Origin of the sequence: Roseburia sp. AM23-20, from assembly GCF_003470905.1 — a bacterium.
In the GTDB taxonomy this organism is placed as follows: Bacteria; Bacillota; Clostridia; order Lachnospirales; family Lachnospiraceae; genus Roseburia; species Roseburia rectibacter.
Genome location: NZ_QRHS01000009.1, coordinates 15,470 through 39,830 on the forward strand (window position 1 = coordinate 15,470; position 24,361 = coordinate 39,830).

Annotated in this window: 17 protein-coding genes; 2 read left to right on the plus strand and 15 right to left on the minus strand. The window is 42.3% G+C overall.

What is annotated here, in order from left to right:
• Positions 1–128: 128 nt before the first annotated feature.
• From DW650_RS08750 to DW650_RS08785, 9 genes are all read right to left on the minus strand, one after another.
• On the minus strand, positions 129–1,493 hold the full coding sequence (locus tag DW650_RS08750) for a tetratricopeptide repeat protein (protein ID WP_118209666.1): 1,365 nt from the start codon (positions 1,491–1,493) through the stop codon (positions 129–131).
• 47 nt (positions 1,494–1,540) lie between these two features.
• The gene (locus tag DW650_RS19730) at positions 1,541–1,684 is read right to left on the minus strand and encodes a hypothetical protein (RefSeq protein ID WP_015560889.1); all 144 of its coding nucleotides are present in this window, start codon (positions 1,682–1,684) and stop codon (positions 1,541–1,543) included.
• A 177-nt stretch (positions 1,685–1,861) separates the two neighbouring features.
• On the minus strand, positions 1,862–3,238 hold the full coding sequence (locus DW650_RS08755) for a DUF342 domain-containing protein (protein WP_118209667.1): 1,377 nt from the start codon (positions 3,236–3,238) through the stop codon (positions 1,862–1,864).
• A gap of 277 nt (positions 3,239–3,515) precedes the next feature.
• A complete protein-coding gene (locus DW650_RS08760; RefSeq protein ID WP_118209668.1) occupies positions 3,516–6,179 on the minus strand; it encodes a valine--tRNA ligase in 2,664 nt (887 codons plus the stop codon).
• Between the two features lie 523 nt (positions 6,180–6,702).
• Complete coding sequence (locus DW650_RS19735; RefSeq protein ID WP_186900032.1) at positions 6,703–6,840, minus strand: hypothetical protein; 138 nt, start codon at positions 6,838–6,840, stop codon at positions 6,703–6,705.
• A 238-nt stretch (positions 6,841–7,078) separates the two neighbouring features.
• Positions 7,079–7,939 carry a carbohydrate ABC transporter permease gene (locus DW650_RS08770; protein WP_118209732.1) on the minus strand — a complete coding sequence of 287 codons (861 nt, stop codon included), beginning with the start codon at positions 7,937–7,939 and terminating at the stop codon, positions 7,079–7,081.
• A gap of 5 nt (positions 7,940–7,944) precedes the next feature.
• Positions 7,945–8,859: a carbohydrate ABC transporter permease gene (locus tag DW650_RS08775; protein ID WP_118209670.1), complete on the minus strand. Its 915-nt coding sequence runs from the start codon at positions 8,857–8,859 to the stop codon at positions 7,945–7,947.
• Positions 8,860–9,059: 200 nt separating this feature from the next.
• A complete protein-coding gene (locus DW650_RS08780) occupies positions 9,060–10,505 on the minus strand; it encodes a carbohydrate ABC transporter substrate-binding protein (RefSeq protein ID WP_118209671.1) in 1,446 nt (481 codons plus the stop codon).
• A gap of 137 nt (positions 10,506–10,642) precedes the next feature.
• A complete protein-coding gene (locus DW650_RS08785; RefSeq protein WP_118209672.1) occupies positions 10,643–11,653 on the minus strand; it encodes a LacI family DNA-binding transcriptional regulator in 1,011 nt (336 codons plus the stop codon).
• A gap of 437 nt (positions 11,654–12,090) precedes the next feature.
• On the opposite strand from DW650_RS08785, the gene DW650_RS08790 reads away from it, so the two are divergent.
• Positions 12,091–14,535, plus strand: coding sequence for a GH36-type glycosyl hydrolase domain-containing protein (locus DW650_RS08790; RefSeq protein ID WP_118209673.1), 2,445 nt, complete (start codon positions 12,091–12,093; stop codon positions 14,533–14,535).
• Between the two features lie 72 nt (positions 14,536–14,607).
• On the opposite strand, the gene DW650_RS08795 is transcribed toward DW650_RS08790, so the two are convergent.
• A complete protein-coding gene (locus DW650_RS08795) occupies positions 14,608–15,441 on the minus strand; it encodes a helix-turn-helix transcriptional regulator (protein WP_241070761.1) in 834 nt (277 codons plus the stop codon).
• A 150-nt stretch (positions 15,442–15,591) separates the two neighbouring features.
• Here DW650_RS08795 and DW650_RS08800 point away from each other — a divergent pair, with 150 nt between their 5' ends.
• Positions 15,592–16,962, plus strand: coding sequence for an MATE family efflux transporter (locus DW650_RS08800; protein WP_118209675.1), 1,371 nt, complete (start codon positions 15,592–15,594; stop codon positions 16,960–16,962).
• 66 nt (positions 16,963–17,028) lie between these two features.
• On the opposite strand, the gene pyk is transcribed toward DW650_RS08800, so the two are convergent.
• The 5 genes from pyk to clpX all read right to left on the minus strand — a co-directional run bounded on the left by pyk (position 17,029) and on the right by clpX (position 24,343).
• Positions 17,029–18,807, minus strand: coding sequence for a pyruvate kinase (pyk, locus tag DW650_RS08805; protein WP_117922456.1), 1,779 nt, complete (start codon positions 18,805–18,807; stop codon positions 17,029–17,031).
• A 48-nt stretch (positions 18,808–18,855) separates the two neighbouring features.
• On the minus strand, positions 18,856–19,788 hold the full coding sequence (gene arcC / locus DW650_RS08810) for a carbamate kinase (RefSeq protein WP_118209676.1): 933 nt from the start codon (positions 19,786–19,788) through the stop codon (positions 18,856–18,858).
• A gap of 257 nt (positions 19,789–20,045) precedes the next feature.
• On the minus strand, positions 20,046–20,678 hold the full coding sequence (gene yihA / locus DW650_RS08815) for a ribosome biogenesis GTP-binding protein YihA/YsxC (RefSeq protein WP_118209677.1): 633 nt from the start codon (positions 20,676–20,678) through the stop codon (positions 20,046–20,048).
• Between the two features lie 76 nt (positions 20,679–20,754).
• The gene (gene lon / locus DW650_RS08820; protein WP_330414626.1) at positions 20,755–23,079 is read right to left on the minus strand and encodes an endopeptidase La; all 2,325 of its coding nucleotides are present in this window, start codon (positions 23,077–23,079) and stop codon (positions 20,755–20,757) included.
• A complete protein-coding gene (gene clpX / locus DW650_RS08825) occupies positions 23,072–24,343 on the minus strand; it encodes an ATP-dependent Clp protease ATP-binding subunit ClpX (protein WP_117922459.1) in 1,272 nt (423 codons plus the stop codon). Before clpX ends, lon begins: the two co-directional genes overlap by 8 nt.
• Positions 24,344–24,361 lie beyond the last annotated feature (18 nt).

Here is a 24,361-nt window from a genome sequence, read left to right on the forward strand (position 1 = left end):
CAGCGTTCCCTGATTCGCGATATCATTGATAAAATGCCTTTTTGTGAAATAAAAAGACGCCTGATATTATCCAGACGTCTTTTGTATAATGGCATTGCTGATATTTAATTTTGTTTATTCCAAATATCTTATTCCTCAATATTAAGATAATTCTGTGCATTTGCTGCACGCTCTGTACCAGGATAGAGTTCTACGATCTTCTGGTAATAAATCTTTGCTGTCTCAAGATCATTGTTCTTGCGGTATGCCTGTGCCAGATAATACAGTGCATATCCGTCTTTGTAGGTCTCTTCCATGTCTACAACTTTCTGTAAACTTGTGGCAGCCTCCTCAAACTTCTGGCTGTTATAATCGCTGTATCCCTGATTATATAAGGACTCTAAATAGTCTGCATTGACCTGTGCATTGATCGTCTCATAAACACTCTTAGCACTGTCACTTAAATATTCCTCATTGACATTGCCAAGTGCATTCCCTGCCGCCTCAATATTACCATCCGAATAAGATGCATAGGCAGAGAGCAGCTGATCATATGTGCTGATCTTGTTCTCCGATCCTTCTGCACTGTCCTTGACCTCAGTCATCTGACTTGTCAGATCGTCGATCTGTTTCTGCAGAGTGCTGATTTCCTGATTCTTTGATGAAACTGTGTTATTCGCATCAAGCACCTGCGCTTTTGCATCATTCTGAACCTGACGGCGCACACCCGGCACAACCAGAAATCCAGTAATTGCCGCACCGATTGCGATTCCTATGACCATATTAAGGATTGTTCCCATCGCAGAATTATCTTTTAAATACTTTGGCTGGATGATCGTCTCATTGCCACTCTGATAGGAAATCTGTTCTTCTTTTGGTTTTTTCCCGGAGGTATTATCCTTTAATCCTGCATTCACTTCTTTCAGATAACGGAGTGTGATCGTATTATTTGCATCGATCTTTCCTGCATTGCGCAAAGACTTCTTTGCGAGATCATACTTGCCCTCCTGAATGTAAAGCAGTGCTAAAAGCTGATGCCCACTGACTAATTTCGGATTCAATGACAATACTTTTTTTAACTGGATAATCGCCAGATCGCGGCTGTCCTGTCTGCAGTATAATAATGCCTGATTGTATTTTTTGATGGTCTGATTGATCGTCTCAAGCCTTGACCTGTTATTCTGTATCTCATCCAGATAACGGCTTGCAGCATTATCAGACGGCTGATAGTTCTTACTGATCACCCACTCTGTCAACGCCTCCACGACTTCGCCCATCTCAAAATAGACCAGTCCAAGCAGATTTCTTGCATCTATATTTAATTTATTGAATTTCAGACTTGTTTTGAGACTTTCAATTGCTCCTGAAAGATCACGGACCCCCGCCTTTGCCAGTGCATCATTATAATATTCATTGGATGCCATGACAATTTTTTTATATATTTTTACATTTACGCCACATTCAGGGCAGATATTTTCCCTTCCAAGCTTTGCTCCACAATTATAGCACTTCATTCTTTCCCTCACTTCACGAACTTACATTTGACTTTTCAAAAGATATCTTACATATTATGCTTTAATTCCTGCATCATCTCTTTTAAAACATCTGTCATATCTGTTAATTCATGATTATATATCGCCTGCTCTGCCTCTTCTACCTCTAAGCTCGGTTTAAAATTCTTTAACTCTTCTTCAAAATTAATCATAATCGACCAGTCCTTTTCTGCCAAATTTTATGGCAACATCTATTTTAATATTCTTCGCTCCTTTGCACAATTTCGGGGCAAAAAGAATCACCACTATATTATAATATAGTGGTGACAATAATCAAGTAAATTTATATTAAGTTTTTCGTAAAACTTCTGCCATATTCGACAGCAGTTTTATGAGCATTCTCTCGTCTTGATCTTATCCTGCAGCTTGTAAAACTCCGCTGATTTTACATTGTTCTGTACAAGCAGCTTGGTATCCTCGATCTGGATCACCACTCCCGGATAAGTCTCCCGCAAAACGGTAACACATGCACCGCTCGCACTCTCGATCAGATTACGAATCCGTTTTGCCTCTTCTTTGCTGTTTGCTAACGTTGCAGTATCACGGATCTTGACACGGAGCAGTGTTACTCTTCTCGGATCATCTTTATAGCTGACTCCACGAGCTTTTTCGAGTTCTTCAAACTTTCGCAGTCCCTCATCGATCTGCACTAATCCCTGACTCAGCTCCTGAATCGTCTTTTCTAACTGTTTGAGCTTTGCATATTCCTCCGGACTTGCACCAGTCATAATAACGGTCTTCTTCTCGGCATCGTTCCCTAATGTCGTAACCTCGATTCCACGCACTCCATGTGTAAGTCCACCGATGATGCTTCCGCGTTTTCCATTCATGATGATCTTTCCAAAGCACTGTACCTGACAATCCATCAACACATCTGCACGAATATCGCCTGCACATTCAATACGGGTAAATTCAAAAAACTTTGCGGTAATACTGCCTTTTGTCTTTACCGATGCCTTATTTCCACCGAGCATTCCACTCCTTAAAATGATATCTTTTCCTGCCTCTAACGTGCATGCCTCGACGATTCCATCCACTGTGATCGTACCACTTGCTTTTACTATAACGCCGCTTTCCACGCTTCCGTGGATCACAACATCACCATGAAAATCAATGTTGCCACTGGAAAGATCTGCATTGCCGGACAATTCATGTACCGGAAGGATCACAACCCTGTCATTCTGTGTCTCGATCTTACCACTCATCAGCGCAACGTAGGTATTATCATCCCGGCGTTCAAATCCTTTTCCTTTCAGTGGAAGCTGTTCTCTTCCCCGCTTTGCAGGTATCGGCTTTCCAGTGACTGTCTTGCCGTCTGTTCCCTCCACACAAGGATGGTACTCCGCGATCACCTGATCCTGCACCACAGACTCTATCGACTTTACAGACCAGTAATCCACGGTTCCATCCGGTTTTATCAACGGTTTTTTATCAAAGTTGCAGTTAAAATTATAAACATAATAACCGTCTTTTCCATCTACCGCCTCTGTGCCCCGTGCTATTAATGTCTCCAGTCCATATTTTTTTTCATCAGCCAGCTTTTTCAACGCTGATTCATCTATTCCGTACTTGACACCTCTCTCATCCAGTGCTTTCTGCAATGATTCAACTGTATATTCTCCCCCATCGTCCGGCGTTACAAGCATAATATAAGCTTCCATGCCATCCGCCGTTATCTGTACGATTGGCTTTTCTTCTGTTACCATAGGCGTGCTCCCCAATTCTTTCTCATGTATGTATATATAGTAACGTAGAATATTCCTTATCTTATATAATACTAGTACTTTTATGCTTTTTCAAGTAAATTCTTTAACAAAATGTTTGTTTTTTGGTGCTATTTTACTAAAAAGAGCTATGCCGGGCAGGCTCCTTTCCGGCTCGCCGGTAAGGATGAAACCTTCATGCATAGCTCCTTTTTACTTATATCATGTACAAAATCAGCACATGATCCAATTCGCCATTCTTGCGCTCATTATCTTGCAATTATTTTGACATCTGTGCCAAACGTTCTTTGACCTGCGCCATCATCTGTTCGTATCCGGCAAGTTTGTCCTTCTCTTCCTGCACTTTTGCTTCCGGTGCTTTGCTTAAGAATTTTTCATTGGAAAGCATTCCCTTAGAACGTGCAAGCTCTTTCTCTAAACGTGCCTGTTCTTTTAACAGACGTTCTTTTTCCTTTTCAAAATCAACCAGATCTTCCAGTGGCAGATACAGTGTAGCACCGGGGATCACAACAGATACAGCGTCCTCCCCAATGCCTGTCTTATCCTGCTGCACCATGACCTCACTTGCGCCGGCAAGATTTGCATATGCCTCTTTCGTCAGTTCAAAGGAATCACGCAAAGCAGCCTCCTCTGCAACAATAAAGATTTTTGCTTTTCTTGATGGCGGAACATCCATCTCTGTACGCACATTACGGACACCTTTTACCAGATCCTTACAGTGCTCTAACATTTCTTCCTCTGCCGGGAAATTCCAGTCAGCACGGTACTCCGGCCATTTTGCAAGCATGATCGTATCTTCTTCCGGATGCAGTGTACAGAAAATCTCTTCTGTGATAAACGGCATGAACGGATGAAGCAGTTTTAATGCCTCTGTCAATACGGTCTTTAACGTCCAGAATGCTGCATTTGCAGATGCAGGATCATTTTCTTTATTATAAGTACGTGTCTTCGTGATCTCGATGTACCAGTCACAGAACTCATCCCAGATAAAATCGTAAACTTTCTGTACCGCGATTCCCATCTCGTACTTATCCATATTTTCTGTCACATCTTTTGCAAGTGTGTTTACTTTGGATAAGATCCATTTATCTGCCGGTTTTAACTCGTCAAGTGATGGGGTTTTGATCTCACTTCCCTCAAGGTTCATCATAATGAAACGGGATGCATTCCACACTTTATTTGCAAAGTTTCTTGATGCCTCAACACGCTCCCAGTAGAAACGCATGTCATTTCCAGGTGCATTTCCGGTGATCAGTGTCAGGCGGAGTGCGTCTGCACCGTATTTGTCGATAACTTCCAGCGGATCGATACCGTTTCCTAAAGATTTACTCATCTTACGTCCCTGGGAATCACGAACCAGTCCGTGGAATAATACGGTATGGAACGGTGCTTTTCCCATCTGCTCATAACCTGAGAAGATCATACGGATAACCCAGAAGAAAATGATATCGTATCCGGTTACAAGTACGTCTGTCGGATAGAAGTAATCTAAGTCTTCTGTCTTTTCCGGCCAGCCTAATGTGGAGAACGGCCAGAGTGCGGATGAAAACCAGGTATCTAAGGTATCCGGGTCCTGCTCCATATGGTCACAGCCGCATTTCGGACATTTTTCCGGCGCAGTCTTTGCTACGACCATCTCACCACAGTCCGGGCAGTAATAAGCCGGAATACGATGTCCCCACCAGAGCTGTCTGGAAATACACCAGTCACGGATATTGTCTGTCCAGTTAAAATATGTTTTCTCCATGCGTTTTGGAAGTAACTGGATATCTCCATTTTTTACTGCCTCAACAGCAGGTTTGATCAGCTCATCCATCTTTACAAACCACTGCTGTTTTACCATCGGCTCTACGGTTGTGCCACAGCGGTCATGGGTTCCTACATTATGGGCATGTGGCTCTACTTTTACAAGAAGTCCCTGTTTCTCAAGATCTTCCACTAATGCTTTTCTGCACTCATAGCGATCCATGCCCTCATATTTTCCGGCATAATGATTCATCGTTGCATCATCATTGATAACCGTGATTTCTTCTAAGTTGTGGCGTTTTCCGACCTCAAAGTCATTCGGGTCATGTGCCGGTGTGATCTTTACGCATCCGGTTCCGAACTCTTTATCAACATACGCATCAGCGATCACCGGGATCTCGCGGTCTGTCATCGGAAGTTTTAACATTTTTCCAACAATATCTTTGTATCGGTCATCATCCGGGTTGACTGCAACTGCGGTATCACCAAACAATGTCTCCGGTCTTGTTGTTGCGATCTCGACAAATCTGCCTTCTTCACCGACAACCGGATAGTTGATGTGCCAGAAAAATCCGTCCTGCTCCTCATGTTCTACCTCGGCATCCGAGATAGATGTCTTACATACCGGACACCAGTTAACGATACGGGAACCCTTATAAATCAGTCCTTTTTCATATAATTTTACGAATACCTCAAGCACTGCCTCAGAGCAGCCTTTGTCCATGGTAAAACGCTCTCTCTCCCAGTCAGCGGAAGATCCCATTTTCTTTAACTGGTTGATAATGCGGCTGCCGTACTCATCACGCCACTCCCAGCATTTTTCAAGGAAACCTTCTCTTCCGAGATCACGTTTGTCAATGCCCTGTTTTTTGAGGTTCTCGATTACCTTAACCTCAGTTGCAATGGAAGCATGGTCTGTACCAGGCTGCCACAGTGCATTATAACCCTGCATTCTCTTATAACGTGTTAAAATATCCTGCATGGTGTTGTCAAGTGCATGTCCCATGTGAAGCTGTCCTGTGATATTTGGCGGCGGCATTACAATGGTAAACGGCTTTTTGCTACGGTCTACCTCGGCGTGGAAATAGCCGTTATCTTCCCATTTTTTGTATAAACGGTCTTCAATGCTTTTTGGATCGTAGGTCTTTGCTAATTCTTTACTACAATTCTGACACATAATCTGTTCTCCTTTTTTAGTTCTGATAGATAGGCGGTTTTGATTCACAGGACATAATTTCCTATGAATCAAAAAAGCCCTTTGTATCCCATACGGAATACAAAGGGCGAATATGATCGCGGTACCACCTTTGTTGGTGCTTGTGTCCAGCCAGTCCATGCCTGACCGGTCATCCTGTAACGTGGATGAGTCGTGAATACCTGTGCATACCTGCAATACCTGTTCTTATGTCCTGTCATACAGCTATACTTTCTCAGTATTCCGGTTCAAAAGCTACCTTCCACATATCTTTCTCTGGGATGTCTTTCAGCCGGTGAACTTCCCTCTCTGCAAAGAGTTTATGTGTACTCTTCTTTCTCACAACCTTTGTTTTTTTGCTGTTTTTATCATACGAGGGGACGCATGGTTTGTCAACTGTTTTTTTATATCTCTTCCTTGCAGCAAAGAATCCTCCCGTAAATGCAAGCGGGATCGTGAACATAATAATAAATGGCGACGATCTTCATCCATACCAGCTGTATTCCTATTCTTCCTCTGATTCCTCGTCATCCACGATCGCTGCCGCAGCGCCTGATACTGCTGACACTACTGCAACCACAGTTGCTATGAGCACTACTAAAAGTAAACAAATCAGAAAAATCCATAATCCTGTCTCCGTCATATTCCTCTCCATTTCTATGTGTACTTTGCAAATGGTCAGCCTGTCCGATTTCAGCTGCACCTGTTGTACCCCAACACATCCGATCTTTTTTCTACCAATTATAAATAATAGTATAGCACACAACCGCCCTGTTTACCAGTGACATCGTCAAAGATTTTTAATCAAAAATGAGACCACCTGTCTGGCAGTCTCATTTTTTATAGTACAGCAATTTTTTACAAATTTTTGAACAGACTTGTTAACCCTTTACACTACCAAGTGCGACACCCTGTACGATATGTTTTGATAAAAACAGATATACAATAATAACCGGGAAGATGGAAAATGCGATCATCACATATACCTGCCCCATATCAAACTTGAGCCAGTCAGCCGCACGCAGCTGTGCGATTAAGATAGGCAGTGTCTTTTTCTTATCGTCGTGCAGGATCAATGCCGGTGTGAAGTAATTATTCCAGCTGCTTACAAAAGTAAAGATCATCTGTACGGCGATCGCTGGCTTCATTAATGGCATTACGATAGAGTTAAATGTACGGAACTCCCCAGATCCATCAATGCGCGCTGCCTCAACCAGTGACAACGGCAGTGTACTTTCCATGTACTGTTTCATATAGAAAAATGTAACCGGAGCTGCGATTGTCGGCACGATCAGAGGAATAAAGGAATCCTCTAAATGCATACCAGATACAAGTTTGATAAATCCAAGTGCAGTTACCTGTGTCGGGATCATCATGATCATCAAAATAAACGGATAAATATATTTTTTCAGTTTGAAATCATATGCATGGATCGCATAAGCTGTCATCGTTGAAAAATATACACTGAGTATTGCACTGAGTGAGGAAACGATCAGACTGTTGAACATACCGTTCCAAACTGGAAGCGTTCCATTTCTTAAGTTCTTCCAGTTTTCCCACAAATGACTGCTTGGAACCAGTGTAAAACCGGACTGCATCTCACCATTTGATCTGGTCGCATTGATAAATAATACATAAAACCAGAACAGACATAATATAGAAACAATGATGAGTACAACGTATGCGATTGTTCTTCTTGCATGAATACCTACGCCTTTTTTCAAATTACGATTTTCATTCATGATCTTCACCCCTTCCTCTTATCATTGCCGGTAATCTTAAATACGATCAGACTTAAAATACCTGTAATGATAAACAGAATAACTGACAATGCACCAGCCATACCATAGTTCTTACTGTAGAGATGTTTATTTAAGAACATGATCAGTGTCATAGTAGAGCGCATCGGATCACCGGTTCCATTGGTTAAAATCTGTGGAACATCGAATAACTGTAAACCACCGATCAGAGATGTGATGACCACATATACAAGGATCGGACGTAACAGCGGTAACGTGATCTGCCAGAATACCTGGGAAGAAGTTGCTCCATCGACTTCTGCTGCCTCAAATAAAGAAGTATCGATACCCATCATACCAGCCATCAGAAGGATCGTTGTATTACCAAACCACATCAGGCAGTTCATCAGTGCGATCAGTCCTCTTGCACTTCCCGCATTTGATAAAAATTTATATGGTGTATCAATAAATCCGATCTGCATCAGCATTGAGTTGATCGGTCCTCCATCGGAGAACAAGGTAAAAAACAACATGGAAAATGCGGATGCCATGATCAGGTTTGGAAGATATACGACCGTTTTAAAGAAACGTGTTCCTTTTAATCTGAGACGCACATCTGAAAACCATGCCCCAAGTACAAGCGATAAAATAATCTGCGGTACGAAGCACATGATCCACAATAACAGAGTATTTTTGGTATAAATCCAGATATCTCCATCCAAGAAAAGCTTTTTATAGTTTGCAAGTCCGACAAAATTCGGTCCGACCTGTGTCAGTCCTGACATATAGTTTTCGAAGAAACTGTTATAAATAGTGCTGATCAATGGAATCAGCTGAAAAACAACATATACTACAATAAAAGGAATCAAAAAGATATATCCCCATTTATTGTACTTTACTACCTTTCCACTGCTTTTTTTCATAACAACCTGACCTCCTTTTCCAGAGTGCATGATTTTCGTTCACAGAGCTCACAGCATCCCTCACTCTTATCCTGTGTAAGTCTGCTGTCAGCTCTGCGCTTACAGTTTTTACACAAATTTGGATATAAAATGAGCCGCGCCCGCCTCCCTTACGGTCCGGCAGGCGCGGCATCTGATCATTTTTTATACCGTTCGTCTGCTTAGTATGTTAACTCCGGATATTTCTCTACAACTGCTTTGTAGAACAGATCTAATGCTTCTTCCTTAGTAGCTGTTCCCTCGAAGTAGTTCTTCATTGCATTCTGGAACTCTTCGTTACATCCCTGATCATAAGAAGAAAGATTGCTTAAATCAAGTTTGGAAACACCTGAGCTGTAAATGCCAAGTGGATTCTGTCCGCCTAAGATCTTGCTTGAGTAGGAGCTGTCTGCCATCTCAGTGATTACATCCTGATTGTTTACGAAGTCATCATCTTTCTCGATGATCTCTTTCATAACGTCATCATTGGTTGTCATCTGAAGCATGATATCTTTTACAAGGCTCTGGTTATCAGTTCCTGCTGCTGCACAGATCCATGTACCGCCCCAGAAGAAGCCCTGAGGTCCTTCCGTTGCACCCCAGCCACCGTTGTAACCGATACTGCCTTCTGTATCTGCTGCCATTGAGAAGTTTACTAACCATGCAGGTCCAAAGTAGCAGAATACATTTCCTTCCGGATAGAAACCTTTCTTCCAGTCATCACTCCACAGTTCGTATGTTCCTGTCTCACCTGCATCTACAAGCTCTTTGGAATCATCAACCCATTTCATAATGTTGTCATCAATATTGATCTTGCCGTCAACAACCCATTTTGAAGTAACGTTGTTGGAGTATACACGGTAAGTATCGTTTGCGGAAGATGTGATTGTGTAACCTGCATCTTTCATTTTCTTTGCTGTATCATTAAATGTATCCCAGTCTTTTACGTAATTCTGAACCTCAGCAGGATCATCAGAACCTAATACTTCTTTTGCTGCATCTCTGTTATAGAATAATACACCAGGGCAGCCCTGCCATGAAACACCTTTTAATACACCGTTGGAATCTGTAACAACATCTTTGGTGTACTGGTACTGTTTGGAAAGATCAGCATCGGTAATTCCAAGATCTGTAACTGCCATTGTGTAATCTGTATCAACATATTTCAATGCATAATCGGCTTCTACCAAGAAGATATCGATCTTATCGTCTGCTGCTGCATCTGCCTGTTTTAATAAGGTTGCATCCAGATTGTTCTGATATGCATTGTCATCATTTGGTGTAATGTTCCATTTTACAGTTACATCACCGATCGTACCTGTGGTTGCATCCACCTCTGTATATCCTGGATAATGATCTGTCAGACGGCTCTTGAACTCTTCATTCCAGCAGTAGATGTTAAGTACTTTTCCTTCATCAGAAGCACTTGCATCTGAACTTGTATCTGCGCTTGCTGCTTCTGTTGCCGGAGCGGCTTCATCTGTGGCTGCTGCTGCATCACTCTTCGTATCTGCTGCGTTGCTGCCACTGTTTGTGCTGGTGTTTGCTGCATTGCTGCCGCCGCATCCTGCCATCATGGTTACGAGCATTGCTGTGCATAATAATGTGCTAACGATTTTCTTTTTCATGGAAAACCCTCCTCCTTAATATGTGGTCTTTTGACCATTGTTTGTTTGCTACTTTTCAGTAGATAGTTCAGAATCAAATGCCTATCTTCCGTATACATTTCTGCAAAAATGCTGTCCGTATGTAGCTGCAACTACTTTTAAATACGTCCAACGGATTTACCGGCAACTAAGATTCCTTCTATAACGACTCTCTCTACGAGAGTTGTTCTCGGTTTCTCAATAGTGCCTATCAGCCGCTTGGCTGCCTCGCTCCCGATCAGCTCTGTGTCCTGTCTGATTGTTGTAAGCTGTGGATGTAATAACTGTGACATCCTCGTCCCGTCATATCCTGCAATTGAAATATCCTTCGGAATCCGAAGTCCCATCTCTATGATAACATTCCTTCCTCCTATTAAAGAGGTGTCATCCGGATATATGATACAGGTTGGCGGATCTTCTAAATTGAGCAGTTCCTTTGTCTGCTTTGCTGCTTCCCTGGTTTCCAGATAATCTGCTGTCCGGATATATTCATCCGGAATCTTTAAACCAAGTTCATCCACTGTCCGGTAAAAACTTGCCAGCCGGTCTTTCGTAACGTAAGAAGCCTGCTGCCCATGAATATATGCAATTTTTCGATGTCCCTGCCCGTATATGTATTTTACAAGATCTTCCATACCCTGAATATTATTGGAACTGACTGCCGTACAATTATGATGTACATAATCGATTGTAACAACCGGCAGGTCACTGTTCATCAGTTCTAAGACATCCGGGTCATTGAAATCGGCACAGACAATTGCAACTCCTTCAAAATTCCGGTATCTGCAATGTTCATAATAAGACATCTTGCGATTTTCAAAACAGGTATTGATAAATGTAATGTCATATCCCTGTTTCTCTGACTGGACTTTTAATCCATTCAGTACTCCCGAAAAATACTCATGTGTCAAACCGCTTCCCGCATCTTCTTCAAAAAGAACTCCTATATTATAGGAACGGTTTGTCTTTAGAGCTCTCGCCGCTGCATTAGGAAAATATCCAAGTGCTTCTGCTGTCTTTCTGACACGGTTCTTTGTCTCTTCGCTGATATCTCTCTGGTCATTTAAAGCCTTGCTTACAGTGGCAGTGGATACTCCACATTTCTCTGCAATCGTTTTTAATGATACCATGGAAACCTCCAGCTTCTCTTCGAAAACGAAATGTTGTTTCCGAAATATTGCTTAATCGTTTTCGTACTTTTACTATATGCCATTCATAAGCAAATTGCAACTGGTTTTTGGCGATTCGTCGCTTTTTACACTTTTTTACATTAGTTTTTGTGTATTTTTACATTAAATATTAGACCAATTATCTGTAATCTTAGTACTTTGTATCTACTTCTTATACGTTTTCGTAAAATACTTTAATTATTCATCAAAAAATAGCCATTGTCGCTTTCATCCATAAAAGTATGTTTTTTTTGTCTAATCTGCTATATTTGCCTGTTTTTCAATGTTTTATATTGATTTTTATTCTTTCTGAATATATACTTTTTATTAAGAAATGAAAACTTAATCGTTTTCGAAACCGTTACTTATCAATATTTATGTATATGGAGGATTTTATTATGAAATTCGGTTATTTCGATGACGCCAACAAAGAATATGTCATCACATCCCCAAAAACACCACTGCCATGGATCAACTACCTTGGTTCCGAGAACTTCTTTTCCCTGATCTCAAACACCTGCGGCGGCTACAGTTTCTACAAAGATGCAAAGCTGCTTCGCCTGACCAGATATCGTTATAATAATGTACCGCTCGATTCTAACGGACATTACTACTATATTAAAGATGGCGATACGATCTGGAATCCAGGATGGATGCCGTCAAAGACGGAACTGGATGCCTATAGCTGCCGTCACGGCATGGGTTATTCCGTATTTAAAGGAAGTAAAAATAAACTGACTGCAGAACTTACCTCCTTTGTCCCGGTTGGTGAGACCTGTGAGGTCGGCAAACTTTCCCTTACGAACGAGTGTAATGAAACCCGTAATTTTTCCGTATTCTCTTACGTAGAGTTCTGTCTGTGGAATGCAATGGATGATATGACCAACTTCCAGCGTAACTTCTCCACCGGTGAGGTTGAGATCCATGGTTCCGCTCTTTACCATAAGACAGAATACAGAGAGCGTAGAAATCACTATGCTGTTTACGCTGTCAATGCCCCGATCGCAGGATTTGATACAGACCGCGATTCTTTCTTGGGTGCATATGGAGAAAATTCTGCTCCGGAAGTTGTCGTAAATGGAACTTCAAAAAATTCTGTTGCAAGCGGCTGGGCTCCGATCGGTTCCCATCACCTTAAAGTTTCTCTTGCTCCAGGTGAGACAAAAACCTATGTTTTTGTACTTGGCTATGTCGAAAATCCGGTAGAAGAAAAATGGGTAGGCCGTGCTGAAGACGGCATCATCAACCGCAAACGAGCTGACGAGCTTCTCTCACGCTTCGATACCGCAGAAAAAGCAGATGCAGCACTTGCTAAATTAAAAGATTACTGGAATGAACTGCTTTCTCATTTTACTGTTTCTTCCAGTGAAGAAAAATTAGACCGTATGGTTAACATCTGGCATCAGTATCAGTGTATGGTTACCTTCAATATGAGCCGTTCCGCTTCCTATTTTGAGTCCGGCATCGGCCGTGGCATGGGATTCCGTGATTCCTGCCAGGATCTTCTTGGTTTCGTACATCTGATCCCTGACCGCGCAAGAGAGCGTATCTTAGATATCGCTGCTACCCAGTTTGAAGACGGAAGTGCTTATCATCAGTATCAGCCGCTCACAAAAAAAGGTAACTCTGACATCGGAAGCGGATTTAACGATGATCCGTTATGGCTAATCGCCGGAACTGCCGCTTATATCAAAGAGACCGGGGATTATACAATTCTTGACGAAATGACGCCATATGACAGCGATGCTTCCAAAGCAACCACCTTCATGGAGCATTTACGCCGTTCCTTCCATTATACAATGGAGCACTTAGGGCCGCACAATCTGCCTCTGATCGGACGTGCTGACTGGAATGACTGTCTCAACTTAAACTGCTTCTCGACAGAACCTGGCGAATCATTCCAGACATTTGGTCCTTCTGAAGGTCCGAATGCAGAATCCGTATTTATCGCAGGTATGTTTGTCCGCTATGGAAAAGATTATGCTGCAATCTGCCGCCATCAGGGTATGACAGAAGAGGCCGAAATCGCAGGGAAAGCAATCGCAGAGATGGAGAAAACGGTTATGGATGCCGGCTGGGATGGCGAATGGTATCTGCGTGCTTATGACCATTACAAAAATAAGATCGGTTCAAAAGAATGTGAGGACGGCAAGATCTTTATCGAGCCGCAGGGATTCTGCGTTATGGCAGAGATCGGCTTAGAAGAAGGCTTCTGCTTAAAAGCAATGGAATCCGTTGAAAAATACTTAGACACCAAATATGGTATTGTGCTGTTACAGCCGCCTTATCACAGATATCATGTAGAACTTGGTGAGATTTCCTCTTATCCACCAGGATATAAAGAGAACGCCGGTATCTTCTGCCACAATAATCCATGGATCTCCATCGCAGAGACCGTAGTCGGCAGAGGCAACCGCGCATGGCAGGTATATACCAGAACCTGTCCTGCATATATTGAAGACATCAGTGAGATCCACCGCACAGAACCGTATGTATACTCACAGATGATCGCCGGAAAAGATGCACCGAACTTCGGTGAGGCAAAGAACAGCTGGCTGACAGGAACCGCCGCATGGACATTCCTTGATGTTTCCCAGTTTATCCTCGGTATCCGTCCGGATTATGACGGTCTGACTGTAGATCCTTGTATCCCATCTAAGTTAGATGGATTTACTGCAAAACGTGATTTCAGAGGTGTCAGCTACCATATCACAGTAAAGAATCCGGATCATGTTGAAAAAGGTGTTGTTTCCATGATCGTGGATGGACAGCCGGTAGAAGGAAATACCATTCCATTCTCCGCTGATAAAAAAGATGTAAATGTTGAAGTAACGATGGGTTAACCTCCCATACCTGTCTTTACCTATAAAAAAGGAGCCTTTGATAAATGAAGGCTTCTTTTTTATCCTATACCGTTAAAATATTTCATTTTGTCTGTATTTACGCGGCGAAACACCTTTTATCCTACGGAAAGAATCCCCAAAATAATTACTGTCATTAAATCCACATTCGAATGCTATATCCGTGATTGATTTATCTGTTTCCAATAACAGTCTGCTGGCATTTTGTATACGCAGGTTAATGATATATTCCTTAAAACCAAAACCTGTCGCTGTTTTAAATCTTTTGGACAAAAATGACTTGCTCATATGAAATTTCTCCGCCACATCTTCCAGTAAGATATTTTCCGTATAATGCTCAAATATATAGGTTGCAACCTCCTGAATCTTCCGGTTGTCTACATCCAGCTCTTTTATCACTGTTTCCTCATACTCCCTGCATCTTATGATAAACAGTAAGAGTTCCACAAGTCCTGCCCTGATAAACGCTGGTGACAATTCATCCAGCGTTTCATTTTCAAATATCAGCTTATCCAGAAGGGAAATCACATAATCCCTGCGTTTTTCCGGTACATTTATTACTCCCGGAACCATGCAGTTCTTAAGGTGTTCGTCTCCGATCTGTTCTCTGATTGAGTCTACAGCCTCATTTCGAAAACTGATCACAATCCTTTCATGAAGTCCTTTTCCGGTATATATGGTCTTATGCAGGCATCCACCCGGAACGATTACAAGATCCCCTTTTCCAAACTTGTATATATTATGATCGATAAAACTGGTACATTCTCCGTTTGACAGATAAAAGATCTCATGAAACGGATGTACATGTGGTTCACAGTTACTTTTACTTATCGTATTACTTTTTTTGATTTTTTTAATATCAAAATCTCTTGGCATATCCTGAAACATAAACTTCTCCATTTTCGTGCTTTTTTTCTGTATTTTTCTTTATTTTTTCTATTTTTTCATGGAATATACTGTTTTATTGTCATATTATGAACTACATAAATACATTTTGTCAACATGCTTTATTATTTTATAAAGCTCCAGGGAGGTTCTATGTCAAAACCAATATCTGAAAATAAAAGAAATATGATTTTAAACGGCAGTCTGTCACAGGCAATTCTTATGCTTGCCGTTCCGGTTATGATCAACAGTTTTATACAGTCAATGTACAATCTTACCGATACCTTCTGGTTAGGCAGGATCGGAACTGAAAATCAATCTGCCATAACGCTTGTATCACCATTCCAAAATATCCTTACCAGCTTTGGAAATGGTATCACAACCGCGGGTGCTATTCTGATATCACAATATCTTGGTGCCAGAAAAGATGAGCAGGCAGCCAAAATGGCAAATCATATATGCCTCATTTCTCTTGGTTTCTCGATTATCTGTGCACTACTGTGTTTTCTGATATCTCCATCACTGGTTACCTGGCTTGGTGCTGTTGGAAATGTGTATGTGTATGGTCTTACCTATTTAAGAATTGTTGTTCTCGATCTTCCATTTTTATTTATGATTAATTTATTTACGGCAGTGAAACAGGCACAGGGCGACACTGTAAAACCTATGCTTCTAAACCTGCTTGGTATCGTGATCAATCTCATATTAGATCCACTTTTCCTCATCGTATTTCACTGGGGGATCGGAGGCGCGGCATTTGCAACACTTACCGCAAAAATTCCATGTGCCCTGATTGGTTTTATCATACTTACAAAACCAGGGCAGTTGATAAGAATTTCTTTTAAGAATTTTGCATTTGACAAAAAAATGATAAGTTCCATTATAAAAATCGGTCTGCCAACTGCTATTGGCGGAAGTACCATGCAATTAGGAACTTTGCTCATGACAAGAAATGTAAATGTTTATGGCTATATTGCAACAAGTGCCTACGGTATTGGCAATAAGATCAATAGCCTTATTACAATGCCCGCAAGCGGTATTGGCTCTGCCGTATCCACTATCGTAGGACAGAATATTGGCGCCGGTAACAGGAAACGGGCGGATAAAGCATTTCATTATTCTCTTAGAATATGTGCCGTATTCCTTCTTATTTTGGGATTCATATTATCAAGACGCCCTGTTTCCCAGGCTATGGTATCATTTTTTTCATCCGATGCCAAAGTCATTCCTCTTGCAGCCGACTATCTGTCCATTATTGCTTTCTGGTGCTGGACAAATGCTTTTTATAATGTATCACAGGGATTATTTCAGGGATGTGGACATACATTCATAACAATGCTTGTAGACGCTTCAAGGATATGGATATTCCGTCTGCTGACTCTCTTTATATGCGCAAATATATTCCATCTGGGAGTAGCATCCATCTGGTACTCCGTTGTGATCAGTAACGGAACCTCTGCCCTGATCCTGTATATACTATACTGGACCGGTATATGGGAAAAAGGATATGCAGACCTTCGCTAAAGCCTTTCATATCCTTTTCTCATTCATTTTAATCTTCTATTTTCAGTTATCAAAATTTGTTGCAAATTAATTTGCTGTCACAAGTCCGTTCTCACAATCCAATTCTACATATGCACTGGATTTTAAGACATCAAGCGCATGTTTTGCACCGATCAGGACAGGAATATCAAGGCTTAATCCCGCAATCGCCGCATGGCAGTTTTCGCCGGATGCTTCCACGATCAGTCCGGATGCCTCACGCATCTGTGTCATCATTGCATTGCTGGTATCTTTTGCAACAATGATGTCCCCGACTTTAAAGTTTTTAAGATCTTCTTCATTGTGACAAACGCAGAGATTTGCAGAAATCTTCTGTGTTCCGATTCCTTGTCCCTCCACTAAGATATGTCCTGCCACCTGCACCTTGATCAGGTTGGTCGTACCGGATACACCAAGAGGAACTCCTGCGGTTAAGACAACAACATCTCCTTTGGAAATGATTCCTGCTGCTTCTGCTGCATCGACTGCATAGTCAAACAGTTCTTCTGCTTGTGTCTTTTCCTCGATCATAAGCGGGATCACACCCCAGGATAATGCAAGCTGGCGGTAAATCTTCTCTGTCAGACATCCTCCGATGATCGGACAGTTCGGGCGGTATTTGGAAACCATACGGGCAGTGCGTCCGGATTTTGTTACCGTGATGATCGCTGCTGCATTTAAATCACCTGCCATCGTACAGGTTGCATGGGAGATAGCATTGGTCACATCCGGGTTGCTCATAGTCTTACGCATTTTGAAACGCTGTAAGTAATTGATATCCTGCTCGGTACGGACTGCAATACGCACCATGGTCTTTAAAGCCTCGATCGGGTACATACCTGCAGCCGTCTCACCGGAAAGCATGATCGCACTGGTTCCATCATAGATCGCATTTGCAACGTCAGTTGCCTCTGCTCTGGTCGGACGCGGATGTTTCATCATAGAATCAAGCATCTGCGTTGCTGTGATAACTTTCTTACCTGCATCGTATACTTTTTTGATGATCATTTTCTGAATGACCGGTACATCCTCTAATGGTATCTCAACACCCATATCACCGCGGGCTACCATGATACCATCGGAAACGCGGATAATATCATCAATATTCTGTACACCCTGCATATTCTCAATCTTGGCAATGATATTGATATCTTCACCGCCTTTTTCTGCAAGGATCTTACGGATTGCAAGCACATCATCTGCTGTACGGACAAAAGATGCTGCAATAAAATCATAATCATGCTCTACTGCAAATACGATATCACCGTAATCTTTCTCACTGATATATGGCATGGACAGCTCTACATTCGGAACGTTCACACCTTTTCTGTTTGAGATCATACCGCCATTTAATACCTGGCAGATGATATCCTTTGGCTTTTTGCCATCTTTATCTGCTTTTGCACCAGGTGTCACTTTGATTTCTTTGACTTCCATTCCGATCAGACCATCATCGATCAGAATACAGTCTCCCGGCTTTACATCCTCCGGCAGATTTTTATAGGTAATGGAAACGCGTGTCGCATCTCCCATAATCTCATCGGTTGTCAGAGTAAACGTCTGTCCATCCTTAAGTTCAACTTTTCCATCTGTAAAATCTTTCAGACGGATCTCCGGTCCTTTGGTGTCAAGCAATGCTGCGACTGGACGTTTTAATTCCTTACGAAGCTTCTGTAACATCTGAAGACGTCCTAACTGCTCCTCATGGTCACCATGAGAAAAATTAAAACGGGCAACATTCATTCCCTCTTCGATCAGGCGTTTTAATACACCTTCTTTATCTGTTGCAGGTCCTAAAGTACAAACAATTTTTGTTTTTCTAAACATCTTTTTTCCTCGTAAAAAAATATATTTTCGGCAATCGATTCTTTCTTATTATTTTGTGATCATCGTACCCGGTCCACCACTCACATAGGTGCCGTCTTTGTTCAGCTTTGTAATAAGTACGGAACGGATTGCGGAATCTCCAATAAAATCGATGGCAGCCTGAATCTTAGGCAGCATATCATCTTCTCCGAACTGGCCTTCTTCCATGTACCGTTTTGCTTCTACAACCGTCATGGTGGAAAGTGCTTTTTCATTCTCTGTGCCATAATTCAGACATACGTTATCCACACTTGTTAAAATGACTAACATGTCAGCATCTAAAAGTTCTGCTAATTTTCCTGCTGCAAGGTCTTTCTCGATCACTGCGCTGGCACCTTTTAAATTATTATCCTGTGAAAGCACCGGAATACCGCCGCCGCCACATGCAACAACAACCTGATCTGCATCGGATAATGCACGGATCGCATCGATCTCAACGATGTCCATTGGCTTCGGAGCCGCAACAATACGGCGGAAACCGCCTTCTACTGCAGTGACATGATTTCCTTTTTTCTCCTCTGCCTCAGCCTCTTCCTCTGTCATCACACGTCCGATCACCTTGCTTGGCTTATAAAAAGCCTCATCATACGGATCTACGACAACCTGCGTTAAAACTGTGGAAACCGTTTTATAAATTCCTTTATTGAGCAGTTCAGCACGGATAGCATTCTGTAAATCGTAACCGATGTATCCCTGACTCATTGCAGAACATACAGACATTGGCGTAGCGGTATACTCCGGATATAATCTGCAGAACTCATTCATTGCTGTATGGATCATACCAACCTGTGGTCCGTTACTGTGTGTAATGACTACCTGATAATCATCGCGGATAAAATCAGCAACCGCTTTTGCAGTGCGTTTTGTTGCCTCTTTCTGCTCCGGTAATGTGGTACCAAGTGCTTCATGACCAAGTGCTATTACGATTTTTTTCTTTTTCATGGCTATCCTCCGATACTGACTCTTCGTCATAGTGATTATTTTAGCATGAACCTTTTTCAGGCGCAATGTAAAAGGAGTTTGCTTCCTGTTAAGATTTTCTGCTTTTTGTAAAATTTATAGTTTCAGCATACCATATTCTTACATATTTTTAAATAAAAGAATATGCTCTTTGCGTACATTCTTTTATCCTGAACAATAGAATGCACGCTCTGCAAACATTCTATTGGCATGAATAAATGTATAACTCCGCGAACATTTTATTTTTCTTCCTGCGCTGCATTTTCATCCTGTAATGCATCTTCCTGCGGCAGCACGAATGAATCGATCAGCTCCCAGATCTCATCGCGTCCCTGCTTCGTCTCAGCGGAAAACGGAATGATCGTGGTGCCCGGCTGCACATTTAAGCCTTCGCGGATTGCTTTGACATTTTTCTGGATCTGGCTTCGTTTGATCTTATCGAGTTTGGTCGCAATGATGATCGGTGCAAATCCCTGATATACCATCCACTCATACATCATCCTGTCGTTTGCGGAGGGATCGTGGCGGATATCGATCAGGAGAAATACTGCTTTTAACTGTTTGGACGTGTGCAGGTAATTCTCAATCATTTTTCCCCATTTAGCCTTTACTTCCTCGGATGCTTTTGCGTAACCATATCCCGGTAGATCCACAAGATACATGGCATCGTTGATATTGTAAAAGTTAATGGTCTGTGTTTTTCCCGGCTGGGCAGAAGTACGTGCTAACGCTTTACGGTTCATCAGCGCATTGATCAGGGATGATTTTCCAACGTTTGACTTTCCTGCAAAAGCCACTTCCGCATACGCGGTATCCGGCACTTTGCTGGTCACACCGCAGACAATTTCCAGATTTACATTTTTTATTACCATGTTATTCTCCTCATTGTTATCTTCATACACTTGCTATGATTTCTAAAACATTCTTTTCATTTGCCGGCAGAAAATCTTATTTTTGTTTTTTCACAAACGCCACTTCCAGTACATCCTGCATTTTTTCCACAAATACAAGTTCAAGTCCTTTTTTGATCTCTGCAGAAATTTCCTCTACGTCCTTCTCATTTTTCTTCGGAATGCAGATCGTTTTGATCCCGGCATTTTTTGCAGCAAGGATTTTTTCTTTTAATCCACCGATCGGGAGCACTCTTCCACGCAGTGTGATCTCACCTGTCATCGCAACATCCGCACGTACCGGAGTCTGTGTGATTGCGGAAAGCATTGCCGTTGCCATCGTGATACCTGCAGACGGCCCATCTTTTGGCACCGCGCCTTCCGGAATGTGGATATGGATATCATTTTCCTGGAAAAACTTTTTCTGGATGTGATATTCTTCCCCTACTGAACGGATATAGCTTAACCCCGCCTGCGCTGACTCTTTCATGACATCTCCAAGCTGTCCGGTAAGCTGTACCTCACCTTTGCCCGGCATTACATTGACCTCGATTTCAAGTGTATCACCGCCAACGCTCGTCCAAGCCAGTCCGCGCACGATTCCAACCTCGTCCGTCTCGTTTTTCATATCAAATGTATATTTTTCTTTTCCGAGATATTTTTCCACATTCTGACCTGTAACTTTTACGCATTTTGCTTCAGATTCATATACTTCCCTTGCAGCTTTTCTTGCAATTTCAGACAGTCTGCGCTCTAAATTACGCACTCCTGCTTCTCTTGTATAACCGGAAATGATCTTTTGCAGTGCACGGTCATTGACCGTCAGTTGTTCCGGCTTCAAACCATTTTTCTCTCTTACCTTCGGCAATAAATGATCTTTTGCAATATGCAGCTTTTCATTTTCCGTATAACTGCTTACCTCAATCAGTTCCATACGGTCAAGCAGCGGTCGCGGGATATCCTGTACAGAGTTCGCTGTTGCGATAAAAAGCACCTCAGACAGATCGATCGGAACTTCGATATAATGATCGCGGAACTTACAGTTCTGCTCTGCATCAAGCACCTCAAGCATAGCGGATGCGGTATCCCCCTTATAATCACTGCTCATCTTATCGATCTCATCAAGCAGCATCAGAGGATTTTTCACGCCCGCACTGCGCAGTCCGTTTACGATACGTCCCGGCATCGCACCGACATAAGTTTTTCTGTGTCCGCGGATCTCAGCCTCATCACGCACACCGCCCAAACTGATGCGCACATATTTTTTATCAAGTGCGCGTGCCACTGACCTTGCAATACTTGTCTTACCGGTACCAGGCGGCCCGACTAAACATACGATTGGACTCTCTCCTTTTTTTGTCAGATTACGGACGGCAAGGAACTCTAACATACGCTCTTTTACTTTTTCAAGACCATAATGATCTTCATTTAAAATGCGCTCTGCATTTTTCAGATCCTTGTTATCATGTGATGCCTTATTCCATGGGAGTTCTAACATGGTCTCGATATAGCCGCGGCTGACCGCACTCTCCGAAGAACTTCCACTGATATTTTTAAAACGGAGGATCTCTTTTTTGATCTTCTCCTTGACCTCTTTATCTGCCTTTAATTTTTTTAACTGCTCTAAATAGGCATCTGCGTCAGACTCCGTGTTATCCTCACCAAGTTCTTCCCTTATCAGTTTCATCTGCTCACGCAGAATGTATTCCTTCTGATTCTTGTCAACACGCTTTTTTACTTTTGCCTGAAATTCATTTTTAATGGCAATGATCTCAATTTCTTTTAAAAGAAGCGCCATTAAAACTTCATAGCGCTCTGTCAGAGAAACTGCTTCTAATATTTCCTGCTTCTGTTCATAATAAAAAGGAAGATTATTGGCGATCAGATCCATAATCTTTGGCAAATCCTCTTCTTCTCTGACCTGTCTGCGCAATTCACCGCTGACACGCTGGTTGACAGACACATATTTTTCAAATGTGTCCTGCACACTGCGCACCATAGCCGTTTTTGCCTCATCTGACAACCCTTCATCGACTTCCTCACACCGCACGAGTTCAACCTCTAAAAAGTCCGTTTGAGAAACAAAAGCGGACAATTGTGCCCGCTCTGTTCCTTCGACTAAAACTCTTACGATGTTATTTTGTAATTTTATAACCTGCCTGACCTCTGCTATGATACCGATCTGATACAGATCTTCGATGCCAGGCTCTTCCTGCTCCACATCACGCTGTGCAACCAGAAAAATCTTCTGCTCATCCATCATGCTTTGCTCTACCGCATGGATCGACTTATCACGGCTCACATCAAAATGGGCGATCATCCCCGGAAGGATGACCATTCCTCGAAGCGCCACCGCAGGCATTTTCATCGTTTTATTATCCAACCTGTTTTTCCTCTATCTTTTCAAGTTCACGTTCTTCGATCGCAAGCTGCTCTTCTACCATATCTTTCGTGATCTGGCACTGTGTAATGGATTCATCCGATGGGATATGATACATCAGATCTAACGTAACAGCCTCCATGATCGCACGAAGTCCTCGTGCTCCTGTTTTACGTTCTAACGCTTTGTCTGCAATCGCCTCAAGCGCTTCTTTATCAAAGTTAAGAGCCACACCATCTAACTCAAACAGCTTCTGATACTGCTTGGTAAGTGCATTTTTCGGCTCCTGTAAAATACGGATGAGTGCATCTCTGTCAAGCATATCTAAAGATACGGTTACCGGCACACGTCCGATAAACTCAGGGATCAGTCCGAATTTTACAAAATCCTGTGGCAATGCATGTTTTAACACATCACCAATGTTATATTCTCTCCTGTCACGGATATCCGCATTAAATCCGATCGTCTTCTGATCCATTCTGGTCTCAATGATCTTTTCAAGTCCATCAAATGCACCACCACAGATAAATAAGATATTTGTTGTATCGATCTGGATCAGTTCCTGCTGTGGATGCTTTCTTCCACCCTGCGGCGGAACAGATGCAACTGTTCCCTCTAAGATCTTTAACAGTGCCTGCTGTACACCCTCACCGGATACATCTCTGGTGATGGAAACATTTTCTGATTTTTTGGAGATCTTATCGATCTCATCGATATAGATAATTCCGCGTTGTGCACGCTCGATGTTATAGTCTGCTGCCTGAATGATCTTTAAAAGGATATTTTCAACATCCTCTCCGACATATCCGGCTTCCGTCAGTGTGGTCGCATCTGCGATCGCAAACGGAACATTTAAAACTCTTGCTAATGTCTGGGCAAGTAATGTTTTTCCGGAACCGGTCGGTCCTAACATCAGAATGTTGCTCTTCTGAAGTTCGACACCGAGGTCATCCCCTGCCATGATTCTTTTATAATGGTTATAGACAGCCACAGACAGCACTTTTTTTGCCTGATCCTGTCCAATGACATAATCATCCAAAAATGCCTTAAGCTCTTCCGGTTTTAACAGATTGATCTCATCTTCCGGCTCAGCCACTTCTCCTGCTGCTTCATCATTTTCTAATTCTTCATCGATAATTTCAGCACAGATATCCACACACTCGTCACAGATATATGCACCGTTTGGTCCTGCAATCAGCTTGCGAACCTGATCCTGCGTTTTCCCGCAAAAGGAACAACGGAACTTATCGTCATTTCTTCCTGCCATAATTGCTGTTTCTCCGTA